The organism is Natronolimnohabitans sp. A-GB9 (assembly GCF_030848565.1).
In the GTDB taxonomy this organism is placed as follows: Archaea; Halobacteriota; Halobacteria; order Halobacteriales; family Natrialbaceae; genus Natronolimnohabitans.
This window is the reverse complement of record NZ_JAVDDV010000001.1, coordinates 458,598-477,500: the sequence shown is the minus strand read 5'-3', so window position 1 is coordinate 477,500 and position 18,903 is coordinate 458,598. Positions and strand designations below refer to the sequence as shown.

Annotated in this window: 22 protein-coding genes; 11 read left to right on the top strand and 11 right to left on the bottom strand. The window is 62.0% G+C overall.

Going from position 1 to position 18,903, the window contains the following annotated elements; translation table 11 throughout:
• Positions 1–63: 63 nt before the first annotated feature.
• A complete protein-coding gene (locus tag RBH26_RS02335; RefSeq protein ID WP_306756279.1) occupies positions 64–723 on the bottom strand; it encodes a helix-turn-helix domain-containing protein in 660 nt (219 codons plus the stop codon).
• A gap of 102 nt (positions 724–825) precedes the next feature.
• Between RBH26_RS02335 and RBH26_RS02330 the strand changes: the two genes are divergently transcribed.
• Positions 826–1,221: a winged helix-turn-helix domain-containing protein gene (locus RBH26_RS02330; RefSeq protein ID WP_306756277.1), complete on the top strand. Its 396-nt coding sequence runs from the start codon at positions 826–828 to the stop codon at positions 1,219–1,221.
• Between the two features lie 7 nt (positions 1,222–1,228).
• Here the strand turns inward: RBH26_RS02330 and RBH26_RS02325 are convergent, their stop codons facing one another.
• The 4 genes from RBH26_RS02325 to RBH26_RS02310 all read right to left on the bottom strand — a co-directional run bounded on the left by RBH26_RS02325 (position 1,229) and on the right by RBH26_RS02310 (position 4,164).
• Positions 1,229–1,993: a heptaprenylglyceryl phosphate synthase gene (locus tag RBH26_RS02325; protein ID WP_306756276.1), complete on the bottom strand. Its 765-nt coding sequence runs from the start codon at positions 1,991–1,993 to the stop codon at positions 1,229–1,231.
• A gap of 106 nt (positions 1,994–2,099) precedes the next feature.
• Positions 2,100–2,876 (bottom strand): YkgJ family cysteine cluster protein, encoded by a 777-nt coding sequence (locus RBH26_RS02320; protein WP_306756275.1) that lies wholly within the window; start codon positions 2,874–2,876, stop codon positions 2,100–2,102.
• A gap of 29 nt (positions 2,877–2,905) precedes the next feature.
• Positions 2,906–3,694, bottom strand: a complete 789-nt coding sequence (locus tag RBH26_RS02315; RefSeq protein WP_306756274.1) for an MBL fold metallo-hydrolase — start codon at positions 3,692–3,694, stop codon at positions 2,906–2,908.
• 188 nt (positions 3,695–3,882) lie between these two features.
• On the bottom strand, positions 3,883–4,164 hold the full coding sequence (locus RBH26_RS02310; RefSeq protein WP_306756273.1) for a helix-turn-helix domain-containing protein: 282 nt from the start codon (positions 4,162–4,164) through the stop codon (positions 3,883–3,885).
• A 322-nt stretch (positions 4,165–4,486) separates the two neighbouring features.
• Here RBH26_RS02310 and RBH26_RS02305 point away from each other — a divergent pair, with 322 nt between their 5' ends.
• Together RBH26_RS02305 and RBH26_RS02300 are read left to right on the top strand one after the other, a co-directional pair.
• Positions 4,487–5,194, top strand: coding sequence for a class I SAM-dependent methyltransferase (locus RBH26_RS02305; protein WP_306756272.1), 708 nt, complete (start codon positions 4,487–4,489; stop codon positions 5,192–5,194).
• A 302-nt stretch (positions 5,195–5,496) separates the two neighbouring features.
• Entirely contained in the window at positions 5,497–6,396 is a 900-nt protein-coding gene (locus RBH26_RS02300; RefSeq protein ID WP_306756271.1) for a glycosyltransferase family 2 protein, read from the top strand.
• Positions 6,397–6,459: 63 nt separating this feature from the next.
• On the opposite strand, the gene RBH26_RS02295 is transcribed toward RBH26_RS02300, so the two are convergent.
• On the bottom strand, positions 6,460–7,239 hold the full coding sequence (locus tag RBH26_RS02295) for a MarR family transcriptional regulator (RefSeq protein WP_306756270.1): 780 nt from the start codon (positions 7,237–7,239) through the stop codon (positions 6,460–6,462).
• A 175-nt stretch (positions 7,240–7,414) separates the two neighbouring features.
• Here RBH26_RS02295 and artA point away from each other — a divergent pair, with 175 nt between their 5' ends.
• The 4 genes from artA (at position 7,415) to RBH26_RS02275 (ending at position 10,035) form a co-directional block, all read left to right on the top strand.
• Entirely contained in the window at positions 7,415–8,422 is a 1,008-nt protein-coding gene (artA, locus tag RBH26_RS02290) for an archaeosortase A (RefSeq protein WP_306756319.1), read from the top strand.
• Positions 8,419–9,126, top strand: coding sequence for a metallophosphoesterase (locus tag RBH26_RS02285; protein ID WP_306756268.1), 708 nt, complete (start codon positions 8,419–8,421; stop codon positions 9,124–9,126). The genes artA and RBH26_RS02285 overlap by 4 nt, the downstream gene beginning before the upstream one ends.
• Positions 9,127–9,156: 30 nt before the next feature.
• Entirely contained in the window at positions 9,157–9,558 is a 402-nt protein-coding gene (locus tag RBH26_RS02280; RefSeq protein WP_306756267.1) for a hypothetical protein, read from the top strand.
• A 282-nt stretch (positions 9,559–9,840) separates the two neighbouring features.
• Entirely contained in the window at positions 9,841–10,035 is a 195-nt protein-coding gene (locus RBH26_RS02275; RefSeq protein ID WP_306756265.1) for a cold-shock protein, read from the top strand.
• Between the two features lie 145 nt (positions 10,036–10,180).
• On the opposite strand, the gene RBH26_RS02270 is transcribed toward RBH26_RS02275, so the two are convergent.
• Positions 10,181–11,479 (bottom strand): NAD(P)/FAD-dependent oxidoreductase, encoded by a 1,299-nt coding sequence (locus RBH26_RS02270; RefSeq protein WP_306756264.1) that lies wholly within the window; start codon positions 11,477–11,479, stop codon positions 10,181–10,183.
• 712 nt (positions 11,480–12,191) lie between these two features.
• Entirely contained in the window at positions 12,192–12,335 is a 144-nt protein-coding gene (locus RBH26_RS02265) for a DNA-directed RNA polymerase subunit P (RefSeq protein WP_306756263.1), read from the bottom strand.
• A gap of 342 nt (positions 12,336–12,677) precedes the next feature.
• Between RBH26_RS02265 and yciH the strand changes: the two genes are divergently transcribed.
• On the top strand, positions 12,678–12,983 hold the full coding sequence (gene yciH / locus RBH26_RS02260) for a stress response translation initiation inhibitor YciH (protein ID WP_306756262.1): 306 nt from the start codon (positions 12,678–12,680) through the stop codon (positions 12,981–12,983).
• A 28-nt stretch (positions 12,984–13,011) separates the two neighbouring features.
• On the opposite strand, the gene RBH26_RS02255 is transcribed toward yciH, so the two are convergent.
• Positions 13,012–14,274, bottom strand: a complete 1,263-nt coding sequence (locus RBH26_RS02255; RefSeq protein WP_306756261.1) for a transposase — start codon at positions 14,272–14,274, stop codon at positions 13,012–13,014.
• Positions 14,275–14,532: 258 nt separating this feature from the next.
• Here RBH26_RS02255 and RBH26_RS02250 point away from each other — a divergent pair, with 258 nt between their 5' ends.
• Positions 14,533–15,498, top strand: a complete 966-nt coding sequence (locus RBH26_RS02250; protein ID WP_306756260.1) for a transcription initiation factor IIB — start codon at positions 14,533–14,535, stop codon at positions 15,496–15,498.
• 93 nt (positions 15,499–15,591) lie between these two features.
• Here RBH26_RS02250 and RBH26_RS02245 read toward each other — a convergent pair whose 3' ends face one another.
• Positions 15,592–15,726 (bottom strand): transporter, encoded by a 135-nt coding sequence (locus RBH26_RS02245; protein WP_306756259.1) that lies wholly within the window; start codon positions 15,724–15,726, stop codon positions 15,592–15,594.
• Between the two features lie 144 nt (positions 15,727–15,870).
• Between RBH26_RS02245 and RBH26_RS02240 the strand changes: the two genes are divergently transcribed.
• Both RBH26_RS02240 and RBH26_RS02235 read left to right on the top strand, forming a co-directional pair.
• The gene (locus RBH26_RS02240) at positions 15,871–16,662 is read left to right on the top strand and encodes an N-acyl homoserine lactonase family protein (RefSeq protein WP_306756258.1); all 792 of its coding nucleotides are present in this window, start codon (positions 15,871–15,873) and stop codon (positions 16,660–16,662) included.
• A gap of 69 nt (positions 16,663–16,731) precedes the next feature.
• Positions 16,732–17,190 carry a thioesterase family protein gene (locus tag RBH26_RS02235; RefSeq protein ID WP_306756257.1) on the top strand — a complete coding sequence of 153 codons (459 nt, stop codon included), beginning with the start codon at positions 16,732–16,734 and terminating at the stop codon, positions 17,188–17,190.
• A gap of 47 nt (positions 17,191–17,237) precedes the next feature.
• On the opposite strand, the gene gatB is transcribed toward RBH26_RS02235, so the two are convergent.
• Positions 17,238–18,734, bottom strand: a complete 1,497-nt coding sequence (gatB, locus tag RBH26_RS02230) for an Asp-tRNA(Asn)/Glu-tRNA(Gln) amidotransferase subunit GatB (protein ID WP_306756255.1) — start codon at positions 18,732–18,734, stop codon at positions 17,238–17,240.
• Positions 18,735–18,903: the final 169 nt, after the last annotated feature.

Here is an 18,903-nt window from a genome sequence, read left to right as displayed (position 1 = left end):
CACTGCGACCGTCACAGCGTTTTCGCTCGGACGACGCGTTCGTCCGCCCAGAACTGTCGATCATCAGTACGCGTGTCTGTTCTCACCGAGTTCGGCGGCGACGAGAGTCGACTCACCTCGCCGTAACAGATCAGAGACGGTCGACACCGAGTAGTCGAGCCGATCTGCGATCTCCTGTAGTGTCGTCTCACGAGGGATCTCGTAGTAGCCGAGCTCCCAGGCGGTCCGGATCGCGCGTCGTTGCGTTGCTGTCAGGCGAGACCCGTCGAGCTGTGGAACCGTCCCCACGGAGACGACGTCGACCGTCAGTTCGTCGGGAATCTCCTCGCGGATTCGCTCGAGATCGCTGGCGGTGGTCACAAGCGAGATGAGCATACGCCGGTCCGGCAGATATTCGATCGGTGGGATGACCGCGAGCGTATCGCGTTGGAAGACGCTCGCTAACTCGTGATTGAACGCGTCGAGTTCGTTTCGGAGATACGAGTAGCAGCCGCCGCTCCCGTCCCGATAGACCTCGTATTCGTCGATCTCGAGATCCGTCCGAAGCGCTCGCTCGTACACTGCCGGGTCGCCCTCGACGTAGTTGATCGTCGTCTCGAACCCGTCAGTGACCGTGATATAGAGGACGAGCTCTCGAGACAGCTCCGGCGCGGTACAGACGATCGAGTGGATCGGGTGTACCGTCGTCTCCGTATGGGTGATCGAGAGTCGAATCGCTTTCATCGCGGTCCCAGCCCCTATCGCTTCCGTCTCCACCCATCCTTATAAAATTGCGAAACAGTTCGTCCGAACAGTTTGGCACGACTGGAGTGGTGTTCCAGTACCATGACTCAGTACGGAACCTCGGACGAAAACGCGACGTCCGCGTCCGAAGAGCTACTGGAGCTACTCGGCGACCGTTACGCTCGTCGCATCCTTCTGGCGATACACGAGGAGACACTGTCGGCACAGCGGCTCGCGGAGACGACGGGCATCTCGGAGCCGACAATCTATCGGCGACTCGAGCGGCTCGAGCAGCTGGGACTCGTCACCTCGGAGCTGTTGCTCGATGCCGGCGGCAACCACTACAAACAGTATCGGGCTGTCCTCGAACGCGTGACCCTTCGGTTCGACGGCGACGGGCTGGTGGTCTCCGTCCGGACTGACTGCGGAGGGTCCGACCTCGAGTGTGACCACACGGGCGATGCCGGGACCGCCGGTCCCACCACGGCCGATCGATGAACGGCCGTTACCGAGGAACCGTCTCGCGGAACGTCGCTGGATCGTCGTGGAAACAGTCGCCGACGACGATCGCGTCCGCGCCCGCCTCGAGGATCTCGGTCGCTTTCTCGCGGCTGTCCATGCCGCCGCCGTACAACAGCGTGGTCTCCTCGAGGTAGCGGGCGGCGGCGGCGACGTCTTCGGGGCCGCCGTAGGTACCCGAGTACTCGACGTAGAAGACCGGAAAGCCGTAGAACGTCTCCGTCGCGAGCGCGGCCCCCGCGACCTGCTCGGGCGTGTACTGCTCCATGACGCCGGCGACGTCGGCTGCTGCCGACTCGAGGTGCTGAACAACGTACCCCTCGCCGACGAGTTTCGTCGCCAGATCGCCGATCGCGTCGACGGCTTTCGAGGAGATCCGGTCGCCGACGAGTGGCAGCCCCGTGCCGAGGATCTCGTCGGGTTTGCGGCCGACTTCGGTGAAGAGATCGACGTGTTTGCCGACGAAGTGCTCCCGGTCGCCGTTGTAGACTGCCGGAACTGCGACCGCCTCGACGGCGTCGATCGTCTCCGAGGTGACGTGGTCGGCAGCGTACGGTTCCTGGATGAGGTGCACCGACGGGACCGCGTCTCGGATCGCCCGGACCGTCTCGAGCGTGTTCGACTCGGTGACGCCGTCGGAGCCACCGACGATGACCAGATCGGTCCCCTCGAGGACGTCGAGTTCGCGCGGGAGCGGCTTGGCCGGATCGACCTTCGTGACGTGGGTGATCCCGTCCCAGTCGATATCCATGCCGTCACGTTCGGAGAAAGGGTTCAACTGCCTATCGGTTTCGCAGTCGATCGCCGGGACGGCCGCGAATTCGCGACCGATCGTCGACTCGTGCTGTCCGACAGTATTACTCCTCGAGTGGCGTCCCGTCGAGTCGCTTTTGCCCCTCGGAGTCGTGGACGACGACGTCGCCGGCGTCGGGAGCCACGGGCGTGTAGTTGTCGCGGACGGCGATCGCCTCCTCGAGTTCGCGGACGGCGCGCTCTTTTAACGAGCGAGCGAGATCCTCGGCGTCTTCGCGGGAGATCTCTCGGCCGAGCCCTTCACACTCGTGGGCACGGACGACGCCTCCCTCGTCGCCGGTATCGCCAGCGTCACCAGTGTCACCGTGCGTGGGAAGCGCAACGCTGTCGACGGCCTCGCCCATCGGCTGGCTCGTGCCGGCGAGCGTGCCGTCCGACGAACCCTCGCTTGCTTCGTCCGCGAGGACGACGCTGAAGGGGTACGTGCGACAGATCAGCGGTCGATCGTCGTGGGCGACACAGGCACCGGTGCCGTCGTCGTCTTCCTCGTAGAAGACACAGTCCCCGCAGTCGTCGGTCTGTACGGCCCACTCGAAGGTCTCGCCCTCGAGGGTGCCATCCTCGGTCTCCGAGAGGCCGTAGGGCATCGGTCGGGCGACGTCGCGCCAGTCGTATTCGCCCCCGTCGCCCTCGCCGCCCTCGTTTCCCCCAAGCTCGCGCACTTCGTCCGGAAACACCGTCGCCGTGTGTTCCTCCTCGCCGAGACCCCGACAGCAGGCGCCACAGCGGGTACACTCGAAGCCGATCGACTCGATGGCGTCGGCGAGGTCGTCGATCGCGAGTTGGCGGGCGGTCTCGAGTTCGTCCTCGAGTGATTGCACACTCGAGGGTAGCCGCCGACGCGGAAAAGTCAGTCGTTCCGTGGGACCGCGGCCGTCCCGTCCCACGCGAGGCGGTCTTCGACGGCGAGTTTCTCGAGGTGAGCACGGACCGTCGCCCGCGCGAGATCACGCACGCCTGCGAGGTCCTTCTCGTAGGCCGACTCGAGGACCTCCTCGAGGGTCTTTGCACCCGCTTCGACGGCCTCGACGATCGCTCGCTCGCGGCGCCGCCGGTGTGCGAGCAGTCGCTCGAGGGTCTCCCGTGGCGTGTCGACCGTGGGGCCGTGTCCGGGGTACAGCGCTGGTGGATCGAGCGCCCGGAGCCGCCGCAAGGTAGTTAGATACGCGCGCATGTCCCCGTCGGGTGCACCGACGACGACGCTGCCCGACTCGAGGGCACAGTCACCACACAGGATCGGGCCGCCACGACCAGCCTCGAGAGAGACGTGATCAGGTGCGTGGCCGGGCGTATCGAGGACACGAACGCGGTCCTCGCCGAGTGGGATCGTCGCCCCTGGCGTGACGGTGCGATCTGGCTCGAGTCCGGTTTTATCGTGGAACCGTTCGGTGCGGCCGTACCGGGCCCAGACCGTCGCGTCCGTCTCGTCGGCGTACGCCGAAACGGCGCCGACGTGGTCCGGATGGGTGTGGGTGACGAGTACGTGTTCGACGTCGCGTTCGCGGACCAATCGATCGAGTTCGTTGGCTCGGGCCGCGGGATCGACGAGCATCGCCGGGTCGTCGCCAAGAAGATAGGCGTTGGTCTGTCCGGTGGGTGCACGCGTCGGCACCGAGACCGAACACCGAGTGAGATTCATGGCTCGAGACTAGCAGTGAGAAAAGATGTGTGTATCGACCGAGTGCGGAACGGCCTCGCGTTCCCGGCCCACTCGGTCGAAGCGTCGCTCCGTCGGTCGGTCGCAGTCATACGGTCTCCTGTCGTCACGCCCCGCCGGTCGCCGGAACGGGGTCGGTGATCGGCGAGACAGCGGGACAGCAGTCCGTATCAGTGTTTGAGGTAGTAGACCTGCTTGCGCGCGTCGCGGAAGCTGTATCGCGAGCCGATGAGGTCGACGTCCTCGAGGCGGTTGAGGGCGTAGCGGACAGTGCGGTCGGGGAGCAGCGACTCTTCGGCGAGTTGTCCCTGTGAGAGAGGCGAGTCGGTCTCTAACACCTTCGCGACGAGCTTCGCGCTCGGCGGCAGGTCACGGAGACGGTCGCGGTACTCCTCCGTCGAGAGCGTTTCTTCGGCGGCACCGGTTCGGTCCTCAGTAGTACTCATGCTCATATGGTACCCAGCGGAATCGTCAGTGGTAAAGCTTCCCTATATGTGGATACGAATAGTCATGTTTGTATAAGGTGTATAAATGGGATATTAAGACATTCGGGTTGCGTCCACAGCGTCGCCAGTCGCGATGGCGACGAAAACGGGCGGTAGACTCCTCGAGGCCGGCTCGAGGCCGGCTTGTGGCCGGAGTCGACACGGATCGACCTAACCGTTCGTAACGGTTGTATGACGGCTCGTTTATGAATACTCGTTGAAAGAGACAGTCGGCCGTCGAAAGACTCCAGTATCGTTTTATCCTCCCGCTCCTGTAGTTGCGGTCAGTGTGAAAGGACAGGAGTGGTACCAGGCCGACGACGTCGCCGAGGAATACGACGACAAGCGCTTCTCCCAGGGCGGACAGCTGATCGACCGCCGGGAGAAGGAGGCCGTCCTCGAGGCGATCATGCCCGTCGAGGACCGGAACATCCTCGAAATCGCCTGTGGTACCGGGCGATTTACCGTGATGCTCGCCGAGCAAGGCGCCGACGTCGTTGGACTCGATATTTCGGCGGCGATGTTACAGCAGGGTCGCAAGAAGTCCCAGAATGCGGAGCTAGAGGGGACACTCGAGTTCCTCCGGGGTGACGCGGGACGGCTGCCGTTCCCGGACGATCACTTCGACACCGTCATCGCGATGCGGTTTTTCCACCTCGCGGACGATCCGAAGGCGTTCTTAGAGGAGATGCGCCGGGTCTCTCGGGACCAGATCGTCTTCGATACGTTCAATCGGTTCAGCGCTCGCAGCGTCTACAACTGGGCGCTTCCGATGGGATCGCGACTCTACTCGAGAAGCGAGGTCGCTATTTTGCTCGCGAAGACGGACCTGACGCTCGTCGACGTCGAGGACGACTTTATCGTCCCCTACGGGCTCTATCGGTCGATCCCCAACGGGCTCGCGTCGTCGATCCGATCGCTCGATAAGGCGATCGGCAAGCTTCCAGTGACCGATCATCTGGCATCCGTCTCCTACTGGAACACGCGCGTTCGCTGATTGCCGGACAAAACGAGTCAGGGATTTTCGACTGAACGAATGGTCGAAAATCTGTACTGACTGTTGTCCGGTAGTATGAGACGGACTGCTGTCGTCACGGGTGGCGTTCCACGCCCTAGCTGCCGGTTCGAACCCCGTCGTGTGGGTCGGTTCGTCCCAGCAGTCGACGGTTGGAACGTGACGAGTCCCGTTCGTCTCCGATTGCTGCCCGTCCGACGGCGGCCACCTGTGCGCCGCCAGTCCCGTCCGTTTGCTAGTGGCCGAACCCGTATTTTTACTATCGGCGAACGCTACCACAGTGTATGGAGCTCTCGGTAGTGGTATCGACGTTGAACGACCGGGAGCGATTACTCTCGTCGCTAGATGCCCTCACCGAACGAACACCGCCGTCGACCGAGATCGTCGTCGTCAACGGCCCCTCCTCGGATGGCACCACTGGCGTCGTTCGCGAACGGTCCGATGTCGACGTGCTCGTCGAAATCTCTGAGCGCAATCCGAACGTCTCGCGTAACGCTGGCCTCCGGGCCGCGACGGGGGACGTCGTCGCCTTCATCGACGGCGAGTACGTGGTCGAACCGAGCTGGTACGACGCCATCGAACGCTCGCTTACCGACGAGGTCGACGTCGTCACCGGCCCCGTCACCGGGAGCGGAATCGATTCCGATCTCCGGACACCCAAAACCGTCGCGAGACGCGCCGTCACCTACTTCCACGGTGACAACACTGCCTTCGACAGAACCGTCCTCGAGGCCTTAGATGGATTCGACGAGTATCTCGAGACCGGGGGCGCATGCGACTGTGCCCACCGCGTGGCCGGTCTCGGCTTCGACGTCGACTGGGATGCAGAGATGGCCACCCGCTGTGAGGTCGGAACCGACGGCGGACGGGCCGACCGGGACTGGGGGGAGACCTACCGCTCGCGGTCCTATCGTCTCGCGAAGAACTACGGGCTGCGTCCGACCGTCGTCGGCCGCGTCACCGGCAGCGCGCTCCGGGACGCCGTCGCCGGGATCCGCGGTGTCGTCTCCGGAAACGAGACGCCCTCGGGCTGGCTCGGCGATGGCGGTGCCGTCGTCACCAACGCCGCGCGTGGGCTCCGGGACGGCCTTCGCGCCCGCTGGACCGACCGGACGACACAGCGAAACCCGAACGGGCTCTCGAAACGACACGATCGGGCGGTCCGCGTCTACGATCGTCGCTAGTCGGACCGACATCGATCGCAGCATGGGCCGGCGAGCGGCGGGGCGTACCTATAGCAGACCGTATCAGCCCTCGAGGACCTCGTACGTAACGTCTGCGTCCCGAAGCGTGTCGGTGACTCGACCGACCTCGTCGGTCGTCGCAACGGCAGTAACCTCGAGTCCGCGTTCGGCGCCTTCGGCGGCGATTTCGCCGGCTGCAAACGGGACTTCGGGATCGGTTCCGGACTGGCGGCAGGCGACGACGGCTTCGACGCCGGCAGCGACGACAAGATCCGCGTTCTCGCAGTGATCGGCGAGGAGCTCCGAATCGACCGCGCGGCTCCCGCCCGTTCGAACCGCCGGTACCTGGAGGACAGTCACGGAACCAGGCTCGAGATCCATGACGCCCTCGAAGCTCGTGACGCCGACGTCGGTGCCGGCCTCGGCGTCGGTCGTCGCGACGCCCGTCGCCGGCCCCTCGTCGCCGGGTTTTGCGTGGAGCAGGCCGTCCTCGACGAACAGCGAGACTGTCTCGCCCTCCTCGATGTCGTCGGTCGCGATGTACGCTGCCTCACTCATCGCGTCTAAGACGTCACCGGTGACGTGGTCGGCGAACCGACGGATGTCGTCGGCGGTTCTGAACAGCCAGTCGACCCCCTCCGGCGTGACGCGGTACCGCGAGCGCCCCTCTTTTTCGACGAGGCCATCGTCGACCAGTTCGCGAATGTACTCGCTGACGGCCTGGCTCGTCACACCGACTTCAGTGGCGATCTCACCCTGGCTGACCGCGGGCTGGCGCTCGGCGATCTGGACGAGAATCCGAAGCCGCGTCGCGGCCCGCTTGTTGTCGAGGACGTCGACCATACGACTACCCTTCCACGAGCGACCCAAAAAGTGACGCGGTCGCTCCCGACCGAATCGTCCGCCGTGGACGTCTCGAGTGCCAACGCAGCGATGTTTTCGGCCGTCGGGAGTGGATCGAACCGGGAACCCGAGGCGTCAAGTTGATAGCGAGTGCGTCCTTCACTCCAGCATGAATATGCCGACCGCTCTCCCCGCGACCGACACGTCGGTCAGCGGCCTCGAGTTCGGCGCCGCGACGCTCCCTGCAGTGATCGGTTCGATCGGATCGACGGACGTGCTGGCGTGGGTCGCGATCGGCGCGTTCCTCGGAGCCTTGCTCCTCGAGTGGCGGGGAGTCCGTGAGCCGGCACGATATCTCGCGACGGGTGCCTGGCTCACCTTCGGCGTCTTCTGGCTGACGATGGCACCCTACTACTACTACGACGTCCAGAGCCCGTTACAGACGATACTGGCGGTGGTCGCGTTGCCGTTGTGTGCCTACACCGGGTATCTCCTCTGGAGTGGCCGTGACTCGCTGTTCCTGCTGACAAAGGCCATCGCGTTCATGGGACTGATCTACCTGCCGGCCGAGACGATCCCGTTCGTTCGCCAGTGGCTCATCGAGACCACGGCGGCCCAGACCCACTACGGGATGGAACTACTCGGCTACAGTCCCGGTATCGAAGAGGGCGCCAACGGCTACGAGAGTCGCTTCGCCTTCGATCCCGACGAGACCGTCACCGGCCGGACGACCTACATCATCCTCGCGTGTACCGGGATCGGAAGCATGGCGATCTTTGGCGGCCTGATCGCCGCCGTGAAGGCACCGCTTCGTCGCAAGCTTACGGGGTTTGCCCTGGCCGTCGGCGTCATCTGGTTTCTCAACCTCCTGCGAAACGTCTTCATCGGGCTGGCCTCCCCGTGGGGCTGGTTCCAGCAGGACTGGCTGGTCTCGTTTATGACGACCTACATGGGTGCCGAGGCCAACCGAGTCTCCTATCTCGTCGCCCACAACTACGTCTCGCAGGTGCTGTCGGTCGTCGCCCTGCTGGGGATCACCTATCTGCTAATCAAGATCCTCCCCGAGATCCTCGAACCGCTCGAGGAGGTCCTCTTTGTTATCACCGGCACTGAGTACGATCTCTTCGAGGCACTCGGAAGAGATGACGTCCGTGCGGACGGTGGTGCCCAACACGACCAGTGACCGACGTCGATCCCCCCGTTTCGCCGATCGGCCGTGCGCTTTTCGTCCCAGGAGCCGACGCGCTCGTCGTCGCCGACGTCCACCTCGGGCGCGGCGCCGACTCGCGGATCGAGGCGCCGATCGACGACGGCGCAGACGTCCGCGAGCGGCTCACGTCCCTCCTCGAACGCACCGAACCCACGACGGTCGTCGTCGCGGGCGATCTGCTCCACTCGTTCGGACGGCTCCCCCGCGGCCTCGAGGCCGATCTCGCCGCCCTCGAGAACTGCGTCGCCGACACTGGCGCCGACCTCGTCGTTACGCCCGGCAACCACGATACGATGCTCGAGTCGGTTTTCGACGGCGAAACGACGCCCGAGTACCGACTGGCCGACGGCGAGACGGTCGTCTGTCACGGCCACGAACGGCCCGCCCTCGAGGCAGATCGGTACGTCGTCGGTCACGACCATCCGGCACTCGCCGTCGAGGGGCGGAAACACCCGTGTTTCCTCTACGGACCGGCCGCCTACGAGGGCACGGATGTAGTGATGGTCCCTGCCTTCACGACACTCGCGGCGGGCGCGACGGTCAACGGAATGGCAGCCCCTGATTTCCAGTCGCCGCTGGTTACCGACGCCGACGCGTTCCATCCGGCGGTCTGGGACGACTCGAGTGCGGAGCCGCTGTGGTTTCCACCGCTTGGAGAGTGTCGGCGGCTACTGTGATTTATAGAGTAGTAGATACGAATCACGGATATGTTGAGCCCTCCATCGACGCTCGCCGAACAGCGACGACACGGCTATGTTCTCGTCGTCGCGGCGATCGTCCTGGCTGCCGTCTTCACGACAGTGACCGTTCTCGACGACCGTCCCCTGACACGACTCCTTGGCGTCTACTTGGTCGCCGTCGTGCTTGCGGCTGTCGGACTTCGTGCGATCGTCGCCACGCGACGCGGAACGCTTCGGGTCGACGAGACACGGCGTCGTGCGATGTTCCGGGCCGGTCATCACGCGTTCTGGCTGCTCTTCATCGTGATCGGCACCGATTCGACGTTCGATCTCCTCGGTGACGATCCGGCCAGCGTCTACCTGCTGGTCGGCGTCACGGCGTACCTCGTCGCGCTTGGATGTTTCAGACGAGGGGCCGATGATCGCTGACAGCTCTTGTAGGTGTCCCCATGACTGTCCCGCGATCGCACCGAGACCTCGGTACAGCGGACCGTATCGATCGGTGGCGACGGTGACCGTCGGTCGAACTGCCGGAACCACCGCTATCGTCGTTTTTCTCGACTGATCAGTCACCCTCTCCCGGTAGAACCCTCGCTCTATGGTAGATATGATCGAATAACGGCCGTATTTCGGACATTTGTCTATCTATACTCGGGTATGGAGAACAGATACACAACACTTAACCGTGTATGCGGTCACGTTTGAATCGTAATGGCAAACGGTACGGTTGACTTCTTCAACGACACGGGCGGTTACGGGTTCATCGAGACTGAGGATGCGGACGAAGACGTGTTCTTCCACATGGAAGACGTCGGCGGTGAGGACCTGACCGAAGGTACGGAGATCGAATTCGACATCGAACAGGCCCCGAAGGGTCCGCGCGCGACGAACGTCGTCCGCAACTAACTACGGTTCGCCCTGTCGTTTTCAGCGACAGACGTTCCGATTCTCTCGAGACACGATTTCTCGAAAGCGGCCGCGCTGCCCAGGATCGATCGCCGAGCTCGGCGACCGAACCCCAGGAATCGCCGCAGCAGATTCGAATGGTCGCTTACGACCTCGATAGCTCCGTAAGCACTGCCTGTGCCGCGTCTCGTCCGCTTTCCATCGCGCCCTGAATCGACGACCAGCGGGTGTAGTCGCCGGCCAGGTAGACCGGCCCCGTCGGATCACGGACGTCCGGAAGCCGGTCGTAGATCCCCGGTGGCTGGTCGAACTGGGCGAACTCGATACGATCGGTGTGGAGCACCTCGAGGTCGAACGTCCGCTCGGGATACCACGACGCGAGGGCGGCCCGCGTTCGCTCGGCCAGCTCGTCGTCGCTGGCGTCGGGCGTTCCGAGGTACGTCGCACTGAGCAGCGCCGTGTCGTCGGGCGCGTACTCGGGTGCGACCGCGCTGTGGGGAACGACGTGGTTCGGTCCGTCGTCGTCGGCCGCGTTCAACAGGAGTCGCTTTCCGGTGTCGAGTTCCTCACGAGTGGACAGCGCGTAATACTGCGTGACACAGCCCCTGGCGTCGGTCGGGATCGACTCGAGGCCGGTCAGATCGCGAGCGGTCGGGGGATCGGTCGCGACGACGACGGCGTCACCCTCGTACGTGGCACCGTCGGTGGTCGTCACCGTCGCCCGTCCGTCGTCGGTCGCCGCGTCGACGTCGGTTACGGTCGTGTCGGTCTCGATCGTTCCGCCGACCGCTCGAGCGTGGTCGGCGAGTTGGGCTGGGATCGCTTCCATTCCGGCGGCCGGGACCGCGCTACCGCCTGCAGCGAGGCTCTTGAACGTGTACTCGAAGACACGCTTCGAGGTCGACAGCGAGCGGTCGAGCGTGATCCCGCCGTAGAACGGCCCGATGAAGCGCTCGAGGAACCGCTCGGAGAATCCACGATCGCGGAGATAGCGCTCGATCGACTCGTCGGGACCGCGCGCGTCGTCGAAGAGCGTCTCGAGATCGGTTCGTCGCAGTTCCCACCAGAGTCCCACGACTCGGAGTCGGTCGCCCAGGGTGATGTCGGGGTTGAGAAGCGTCTTCGGAATCGAACGCGGCTGATCGAGCGGATCGGCGAGCGTCGACCGATGGTTCGGTCGGGCGATGGTCGCGCCCGACGCGAACCAGCGCAGGTCGAGTTTCTCGAGGTCGAGCTCTCGCTGTACAGCGGGATACGCGGGAAACAGGACCTGAAAGCCGCGATCGAGCCGATAGCCGTCCTGCTCGCGCGTTCGGACACGGCCACCGACGGTTTCGCGGCGCTCGAACAACGTCACGTCGACGCCGCCGGCGGCGAGATGGCGCGTCGCGACGAGGCCGGCGAGTCCGCCGCCGACGACGAGTACCCGTGGTGTCGACTGCATACGTCGTCTGTTCGACTGGTTCAGTGAAAGTACTGGTCCTACTTATGTAGCCAACCGTGAATCATCCGGTCTACTGTAATCACTGACCGCCGATTACGGACCCCGCCCTGACGATCGGCGGGACAGTGGTACAGCAGTCCGTGTCAGAGCGTGTCATAGAACGGTTCGCATACGCTCTTTATGACGACTCGGCGAACGGTAAGTCCAGGTGAAGGAGTTACCGGAGCGTCTATCGAGTCGTGCAGAATCTGCCAAAAGTCGCCTGGTCAAGATCGTGTGGCGCGGCGCGTGTCGGCTTCCTCCCAACCTACGGCGGGGCGGGGAATCCGTTCGCAACCTAGGTTGAATCAGAGAATGAGCCTTGTTTAGACACAGCGGAGAACGACTCTTGCGTCCTGTCTCGACGTGCAAGACCGTACCAGCTCGTTGCTCTATACAGATTCGTGACTACCTGTCAGCATCTGGGTACACCCTGAATCGGGTTTCTGTAATCAACACTACTGAAATCCTTTCCGATTGACACTGAATACGTCGAATACTGCGTCTCGAGCGGATACATCAAGGCCGTCGACAGTTAAGGAGACGCCACTATCACGCACATCAGTACTGTCAAAATCCACGCCGGCGAGGACGCAAGCCAACGCGTCTAAGGCGCAATCGTCCACTCTATGCGCCTGAACACCCGATCCGTGTGTTCAATTGTTCAACTATTTTATCCAACGTTCACTGATTTTGTGTCATGAGCACGCTCTTTTAGCCATATACGATGCCCACAGTAAGGGCAACGAACGCTTGCTTGATAACTGGAGTCAGTGAGTTCGACGTCGCTCTTACAGTTTACGCAGGTGTATCCCATGAGTGCTGGATAGCGGATTTGTTTGTATACTGTCTCTCGAGGGGTGATCAGTGGGTCTGCATCAACGGTTGTTCTGAGAACGTATTTTTATTAATACCCTCTCTATATTGTTTGCCTCTATTAATCACCGAGTGAAGAATTGTACAGGCTCGATTGGTATGAGTGTTTTGCAAAGTTCGCTATCGTACCTCAATTCGGCCTCCAGTTACTGATTTCCGTTAGTCCACTCGCTATCAACACGGGAAAATAAACAAAATTAATAAACAGTACCGAGACTTTTATCTTCCGTCTTGCAGACTGGCAGCACGAAAATATATTAACTCGAATGTCTAACTTGCTATCGTGACAGAGGATGACTCCTTGAACGAGTTGCTGGATGAACTCGATGGCCATAATGACCTTGACAAGGCCCAACAACAAGTATCGATTACTGTCGATGAGCGGCGGTACGGAAAGGCGGTCACGCTCGTGTCGGGGTTCGATCTCCCGGAGTCAGAGATAGAATCGCTTGCTTCATCGCTCAAGTCCTCACTGGCGGCCGGCGGTACAGTCACCAACGATACCATTGAATTACAAGGCGACCACCGCGATCGACTCCCCGAGTTGCTTCAAAATCACGGTTACGATTTGACGTCCTCCTCCGGCTGAAGCCGTAGGATTCCCGGGCGTTGGGATATTATGGTTTGCAGTCAGCGACCTGTTCTCGGCCGGCTACTACGCCGGTGTGTTTGTCGAACAGGCGGGCTGCTGGCTGCGCCAAACAGCCGTTACTCCTATCCTCTTCAGGATTCGGAGTTACCGTCGCTCGCATGTTTTCCGCGGCGTTCAGATCCGCGTTCGCCACCAACCCGCACTCACCACAGACGTACAACCCGCGTTCCACACGGTTTGATGAGGCTTTCGTTCCGCATGCACAGCATGTCTTCGACGTTCGGAGCCCAGCTTCATCAACCCGCTGGACGCTGATCCCGCGTTCCGCGGCTTTGTACTCGATCATGTCGATGATCGTGTCGAACGGCCAGTCGTGGATCTTCTTGTTTCCGTGGCGACCCCACTCAGCATCATCACGGATGCCTTCCGGGTACCCGACAGCGATTTCACCAACACCACGATCGGCACATTGCTCGACGATATCTCGCGTCAACGCGTGAAGCGAATGCTTCCGACGCCGATCCTTCTTCTGGCGCGCCCACTTAGCTTTCTTCGATGGCCCATCTTCACCCTCCGTATCGTATTCGACGTGACGGAAGTAGTGGACATCCTCTTTCACAGCGTTCCCCGGGTAAAGCAGTGTTTCATCGCCGATTGACACGGCAGCGACGTTGCTGATGCCGAGATCGATGCCAGCTGTCTTCTCTCCCGGGGCGTCTGAGTGTTCGATTTCGACATTGCAGACGAAGTGGAGTTCCCAGTCATCGCTGTTCCAGACGGCTCTGACCTGCTGAACGCTTTCCACCTCTGCAAGATCAACGTCCGGCCGTGTTTCGTACGAACACAGAACGAAATCGCTCCGATGTTCTTTGAGATTCTGGCCTTTGCTGAGGCGGACATAACCGTGTTCAGCGTCGAGTTTGAATCCGTTCTGTTTGAACGTGACTGTGGATCGCGGATGTTCGTCGCCTCGTTTGCGATATCCTGGCGGGTTATCATCTGGATCGTCGCTGGCGTACCAGCCGTTGAACGCTTCAGCGAGCTCTTGGAGAACTCGCTGACTGGATTGCGAATGCAGATCCCTGTAGCGTTCATGGCGTTTGAGGTACGACGTGAGTTCGTTATGGTCTGGGATGTGACCGGTGCCGTCCCAGATACGTTGGATGTGCCAGCGGCCGACGTTCCAGAGTTTGGAGGCGGCGAACGCGAGCGAATCGATATCGGGACGCACCTGTGCCTGGTTACGGATGCTCGCTTTGAAGGTGCGCGTCACGACCCGATCCGCCATACCTGGGTCGTGTACGACGATTCTTGTAAAGAGTTGGATTTCTCAGTGAATATCCACTCAGCAGTCAGTGGGTGGTTGGTAAATCCTGTGTCGGCTTCATCCCACCGCTAAAGCGGGTGGGCTTTCGCCTTGCTCCACTGTAAGCCAGTCTAACTAACCCATCCGCTTCGGTTATCGATGGCGACGCTGACAGTCAGGTTCTACATCCAATAGTAACTGGACCAGAAATGTTAATATACTCTCGTCGGTAGGAAGCCTGTGACGAACCGGTTTACTCACCAGCGAGCAGACCGCGAAACGAATCAAAACGAAACCGAAGAGACGGACGAAACGATTGATCTCGATTCCGTTGATGACAGTGAGGTCGTTCGGACTGCTGATGGAGAACTCATCCACGAACCGACCGGACTCATCCTTGAAGACGACCGGATCGACCGCGGCCCTGAATGGCGGGCGTTCAATCAGACACAACGAGAGAACAAATCCCGTGTCGGTGCTCCGACGACCAAGACGATGCACGACAAGGGGTTGACAACGACGATCGACTGGAAAAATAACGATGCCTACGGTCGGTCACTGTCCTCCGAAAAGCAAGCCAAGATGCACCGACTCCGCAAGTGGCAAGAGCGCGTCCGAACCAAAGACGCTGGCGAGCGAAACCTCCAGTTCGCCCTCAGCGAGATCGATCGAATGTCGAGTGCGCTCGGGGTTCCCCGATCTGTCCGGGAAGTCGCCTCAGTTATGTACAGACGGGCTCTTTCCGAGGATCTGATCCGTGGCCGCTCGATCGAGGGGGTTTCGACGGCTGCCCTCTATGCAGCCTGCCGACAGGAAGGAATCCCTCGAAGTCTTGACGAAGTGACCGAGGTCTCCCGGGTCGGAACCAAGGAAATCGGCCGGACCTATCGATACATCTCGCATGAACTCGAACTCGAGATGCAGCCGGTCGACCCGAAAAAATACATCCCGCGCTTTGGTTCACAACTCAATGTCAGCAAAGAAGTCCGAGCCAAAGCCAACCAAATCATCGATACATCGGCAGAACAGGGACTGTTATCCGGGAAATCCCCCACTGGCTTAGCTGCCGCCGCGATCTATTCGGCCTCAATGCTCTGTAACGAAAAGAAGACCCAACAAGAGATCGCTGATGTGGCCCAGGTTACTGCGGTCACGATCCGAAACCGATATCAGGAACAGATCGAAGCGATGGGCCTCAGTGACTAACTGACGGTCAGTGGCTACTATAGCGTTTCTCGAGTTGGGACTGGTATTTGTGCGAGAGACGCGCTATCTCGAGAGTACTGGAGATCACCGTACTCAGAGATCGAAGAAAAACCGGAGTGCGAGTCCGAGAAGGATCACGACGATACCCGAGATCGTCGCGATCGGCGGGATCGGAACGAACAACAGCACGATACCGATGAGGATGACGACCGTCGACAGTCTGACCATACGAAACGAGTCGTCACAGCGACGGGTAGTGGTACCGCCGGCATTGACAGCGATTCAAAAGTCCGATCCTCGAGACGGCCGGCCACCGTACGTGATCAGTCCGCGAACAGTCAGGCGTAACCGCCGGGAGACCGTCGTCAGCGTATGGTCGACGCAACCGTCACGCCGATCGAACGGGGGACGATCACCACCGACGTCAACAACGTCCTCGAGGGCGCCCGACTGGGAACGGCCGACGACCCGAATCCGGGGACGGAACTGATCGACAGCCCGGTGTACAACGTCGTGATCGACCATCCCGAGGCGACGATCCTCTGGGACACCGGCTCCCACCCCGAGGCTGACTCGGGTCACTGGCCCGCCGACCTCTATACTGCGTTCGAACACACGGGCCTGCGTCCCCTCGAGGACGACCTCGCCGACGTCGGTTACGACGTCGCCGATATCGATGCGGTGATCCAGACACACCTTCACCTCGACCACGCGGGCGGACTGTACGCCTTCGAGGGGACCGACACGCCGATCTACATCCACCGGCGCGAACTCGAGTACGCTTACTACAGCGCCAAGACCGATGCGGGCGACGGGGCATACCTCGCCGGCGACTTCGATCGCGACCTAAACTGGACGGTCGTCCACGACGACCGCGAGTGTCACGTCACCGACCTCGAGTTCCTGCGACTGCCCGGTCACACGCCCGGACTGCTCGGCGTCCGTCTGGATCTCGACGATGCCGGCACCGTCGTTCTGGCCGGCGACCAGGCCTACACACGGGCGAACTACCACGAGGAGCGACCGATGGGTGGTGCGTTGCTCTGGAGCAAGCGCCGCTGGCTCGAGAGCCTGCGAACGGTCAAAGACCTCGAGCGCCGGCACGATGCGACCGTCGTCTGCGGTCACGACGAGGCGGCCCTCGAGACGCTCGAGAAGCTATAACGGAGAATCGGTTCCTCTCACATTGCCGACGCCGGTACGATTTTGAACGTCGATACGGCGGTAGAAGTCATGGGCCCAGTTGACACGGCCGACGAGCCCGAGTTTCGGCCGACCTTCGAGAACCGTGTCCGGTTCGCCGAGACCGACCAGCAAGGGATCGTCTTCTACGGCGAGTACTTCACGTTTCAGGACGAGGCAGTCACCGAGTTCTATCGGCAGATCGGGTACAGTTACGCCGAGATGGAAGCGAACGGGTGGCAGGTCCACGTCGCGAACACGGAACTGAACTACCGCGACGCGGCCGAACTCGGTGACGTATTACGCAACGAGTTGCGGGTCGTCGAGATCGGAACGGCGAGTCTCACCTTCGAACACCGCGTGAAGCGGGTCGCCGACGACCGCGTGCTCGCCGACGGCAACGTCACACACGTCGCCGTCGACCTCGAGACCGAGGAGCCGATCGCCCTGCCTGATTCGTTTCGGGAGGCGATTCGGGCGTGGGACGATCGCGAGACGGCCGGCGACTGATACGGAAAGCGGTACAGGGAACCGTCTGCCGTCGACGGGCGCCGCCGTTAGCTCTCGAGTTCGGTCCGTAGCAACTGGTTGACGTCGCCGGGGTCGGCGCTGCCGCCGGTCTTTTGCATGACCTGTCCGACGAGGAAGTTGATCGCGCCGTCGTCGCCCGACTCGTAGTCCTCGACGGCACCCGGATTCTCGTCGATTGCCTCGACGACGGCCTGCTGTACCTCGTCCGTGTCGGTCTTGCCCAGGCCCTCCTCTTCGACGATCTCGTCCGGGGAGCTCCCGTCGTCGAGCATCGATCGCAACACCGTCTCGCGGGCGTTTTTCGCCGTGATCTCGTCCTCGGCGACGAGTTCGACGAGCCGCGAGACCTCCTCGAGGCGGCCCTCGATGTCGGTGATCTCCATGTCGCGGTAGTTGAGCTCACCGAGCAGATTGTCCGCGACCCACGTCGCTGCCAGGTCGGGGTCGAACTCGCCGGCGACGTCCTCGTAGAAGTCGGCGACCTGTTTCGTCGACGTCAGTTTGGAGGCGGCCTCCTCGCTCAGACCGTACTCCTCCTGGAACCGCTCGCGGCGTGCGGCGGGCAGTTCCGGAATCGCGATCTCCTCCTTCCAGCCCGAGACCCGCAGCGGCGGCAGGTCGGCCTCCTCGAAGTACCGGTAGTCTTTCTCCTCTTCTTTCGAGCGCATCGAGACCGTGATGCCGCGGGACTCGTCCCAGTGGCGGGTCTCCTGTTCGACCGCACGGCCACGCTGGATCGCGTTCTTCTGGCGGGTCTCCTCGTAGGCCAGCGCCTTCTCGGCGCCCTTGTGACTCGAGATGTTCTTGACCTCCGTGCGGTTGGCCGCCGCGAGTGCCTCCTCGCCGATCTCGTCGACGCCGTCGCCGTCGATCTCCTCTGTGGGGATGATCGAGAGGTTGGCGTCGATACGCAGGCTGCCGTCGCGCTCGGCGTCGAAGACGCCCAGATACTCCAGTACCTCCTCGAGTTCGGCCAAGAAGGCCCGCACTTCGCCCGGACTGCGGAAGTCGGGTGCCGTGACGATCTCCATCAGCGGCGTCCCCGCGCGGTTGTAGTCGACTAACGTGTACTCGGCGGAGTCGATACCGCCACCGCCGCCGACGTGCTGGAGACTCCCCGGGTCCTCCTCGAGATGGGCCCGTTCGATCGCGACGGTGCGACGTTCTCCCTCGACGGCAATCTCGAGTTCGCCGTCGGCACAGATCGGCTCGTCGTACTGCGTGATCTGGAAGTTCTTTGGCAGGTCCGGGTAGTAGTAGTTCTTCCGGTGGAAGCGGGTCTCTTCGGGGATGTCGGCATCGATCGCCTTCCCGATCTTGACGGCGGCCTCGACGGCTTCCTCGTTGAGCACTGGCAAGGCGCCCGGCAGGCCGAGACAGACCGGGCAGACGTTCTCGTTTGGCTCGTCGGTCTGTTCGGTCGAACAGCCACAGAAGATCTTCGTGTCGGTCTCCAGCTGGACGTGGACCTCGAGGCCGATGACGGTCACGAGGTCGCCCTGCTGGACGGTCTGGGCAGTCATTGAGCCCCGATTCGGGCCGGTGGCGGTAAAGCGTAACGACTGCTGGTGGTCCGCGACCGGCGCTCCGGACCACTTCGTCGATGTCGGTCCGCTGGCGACCCGAACCGTCCGGTCGAGTGCTTCCCTCGAGTTACCTCGCCGAGGCGCCGAAAGTATAAATCGAAAGACA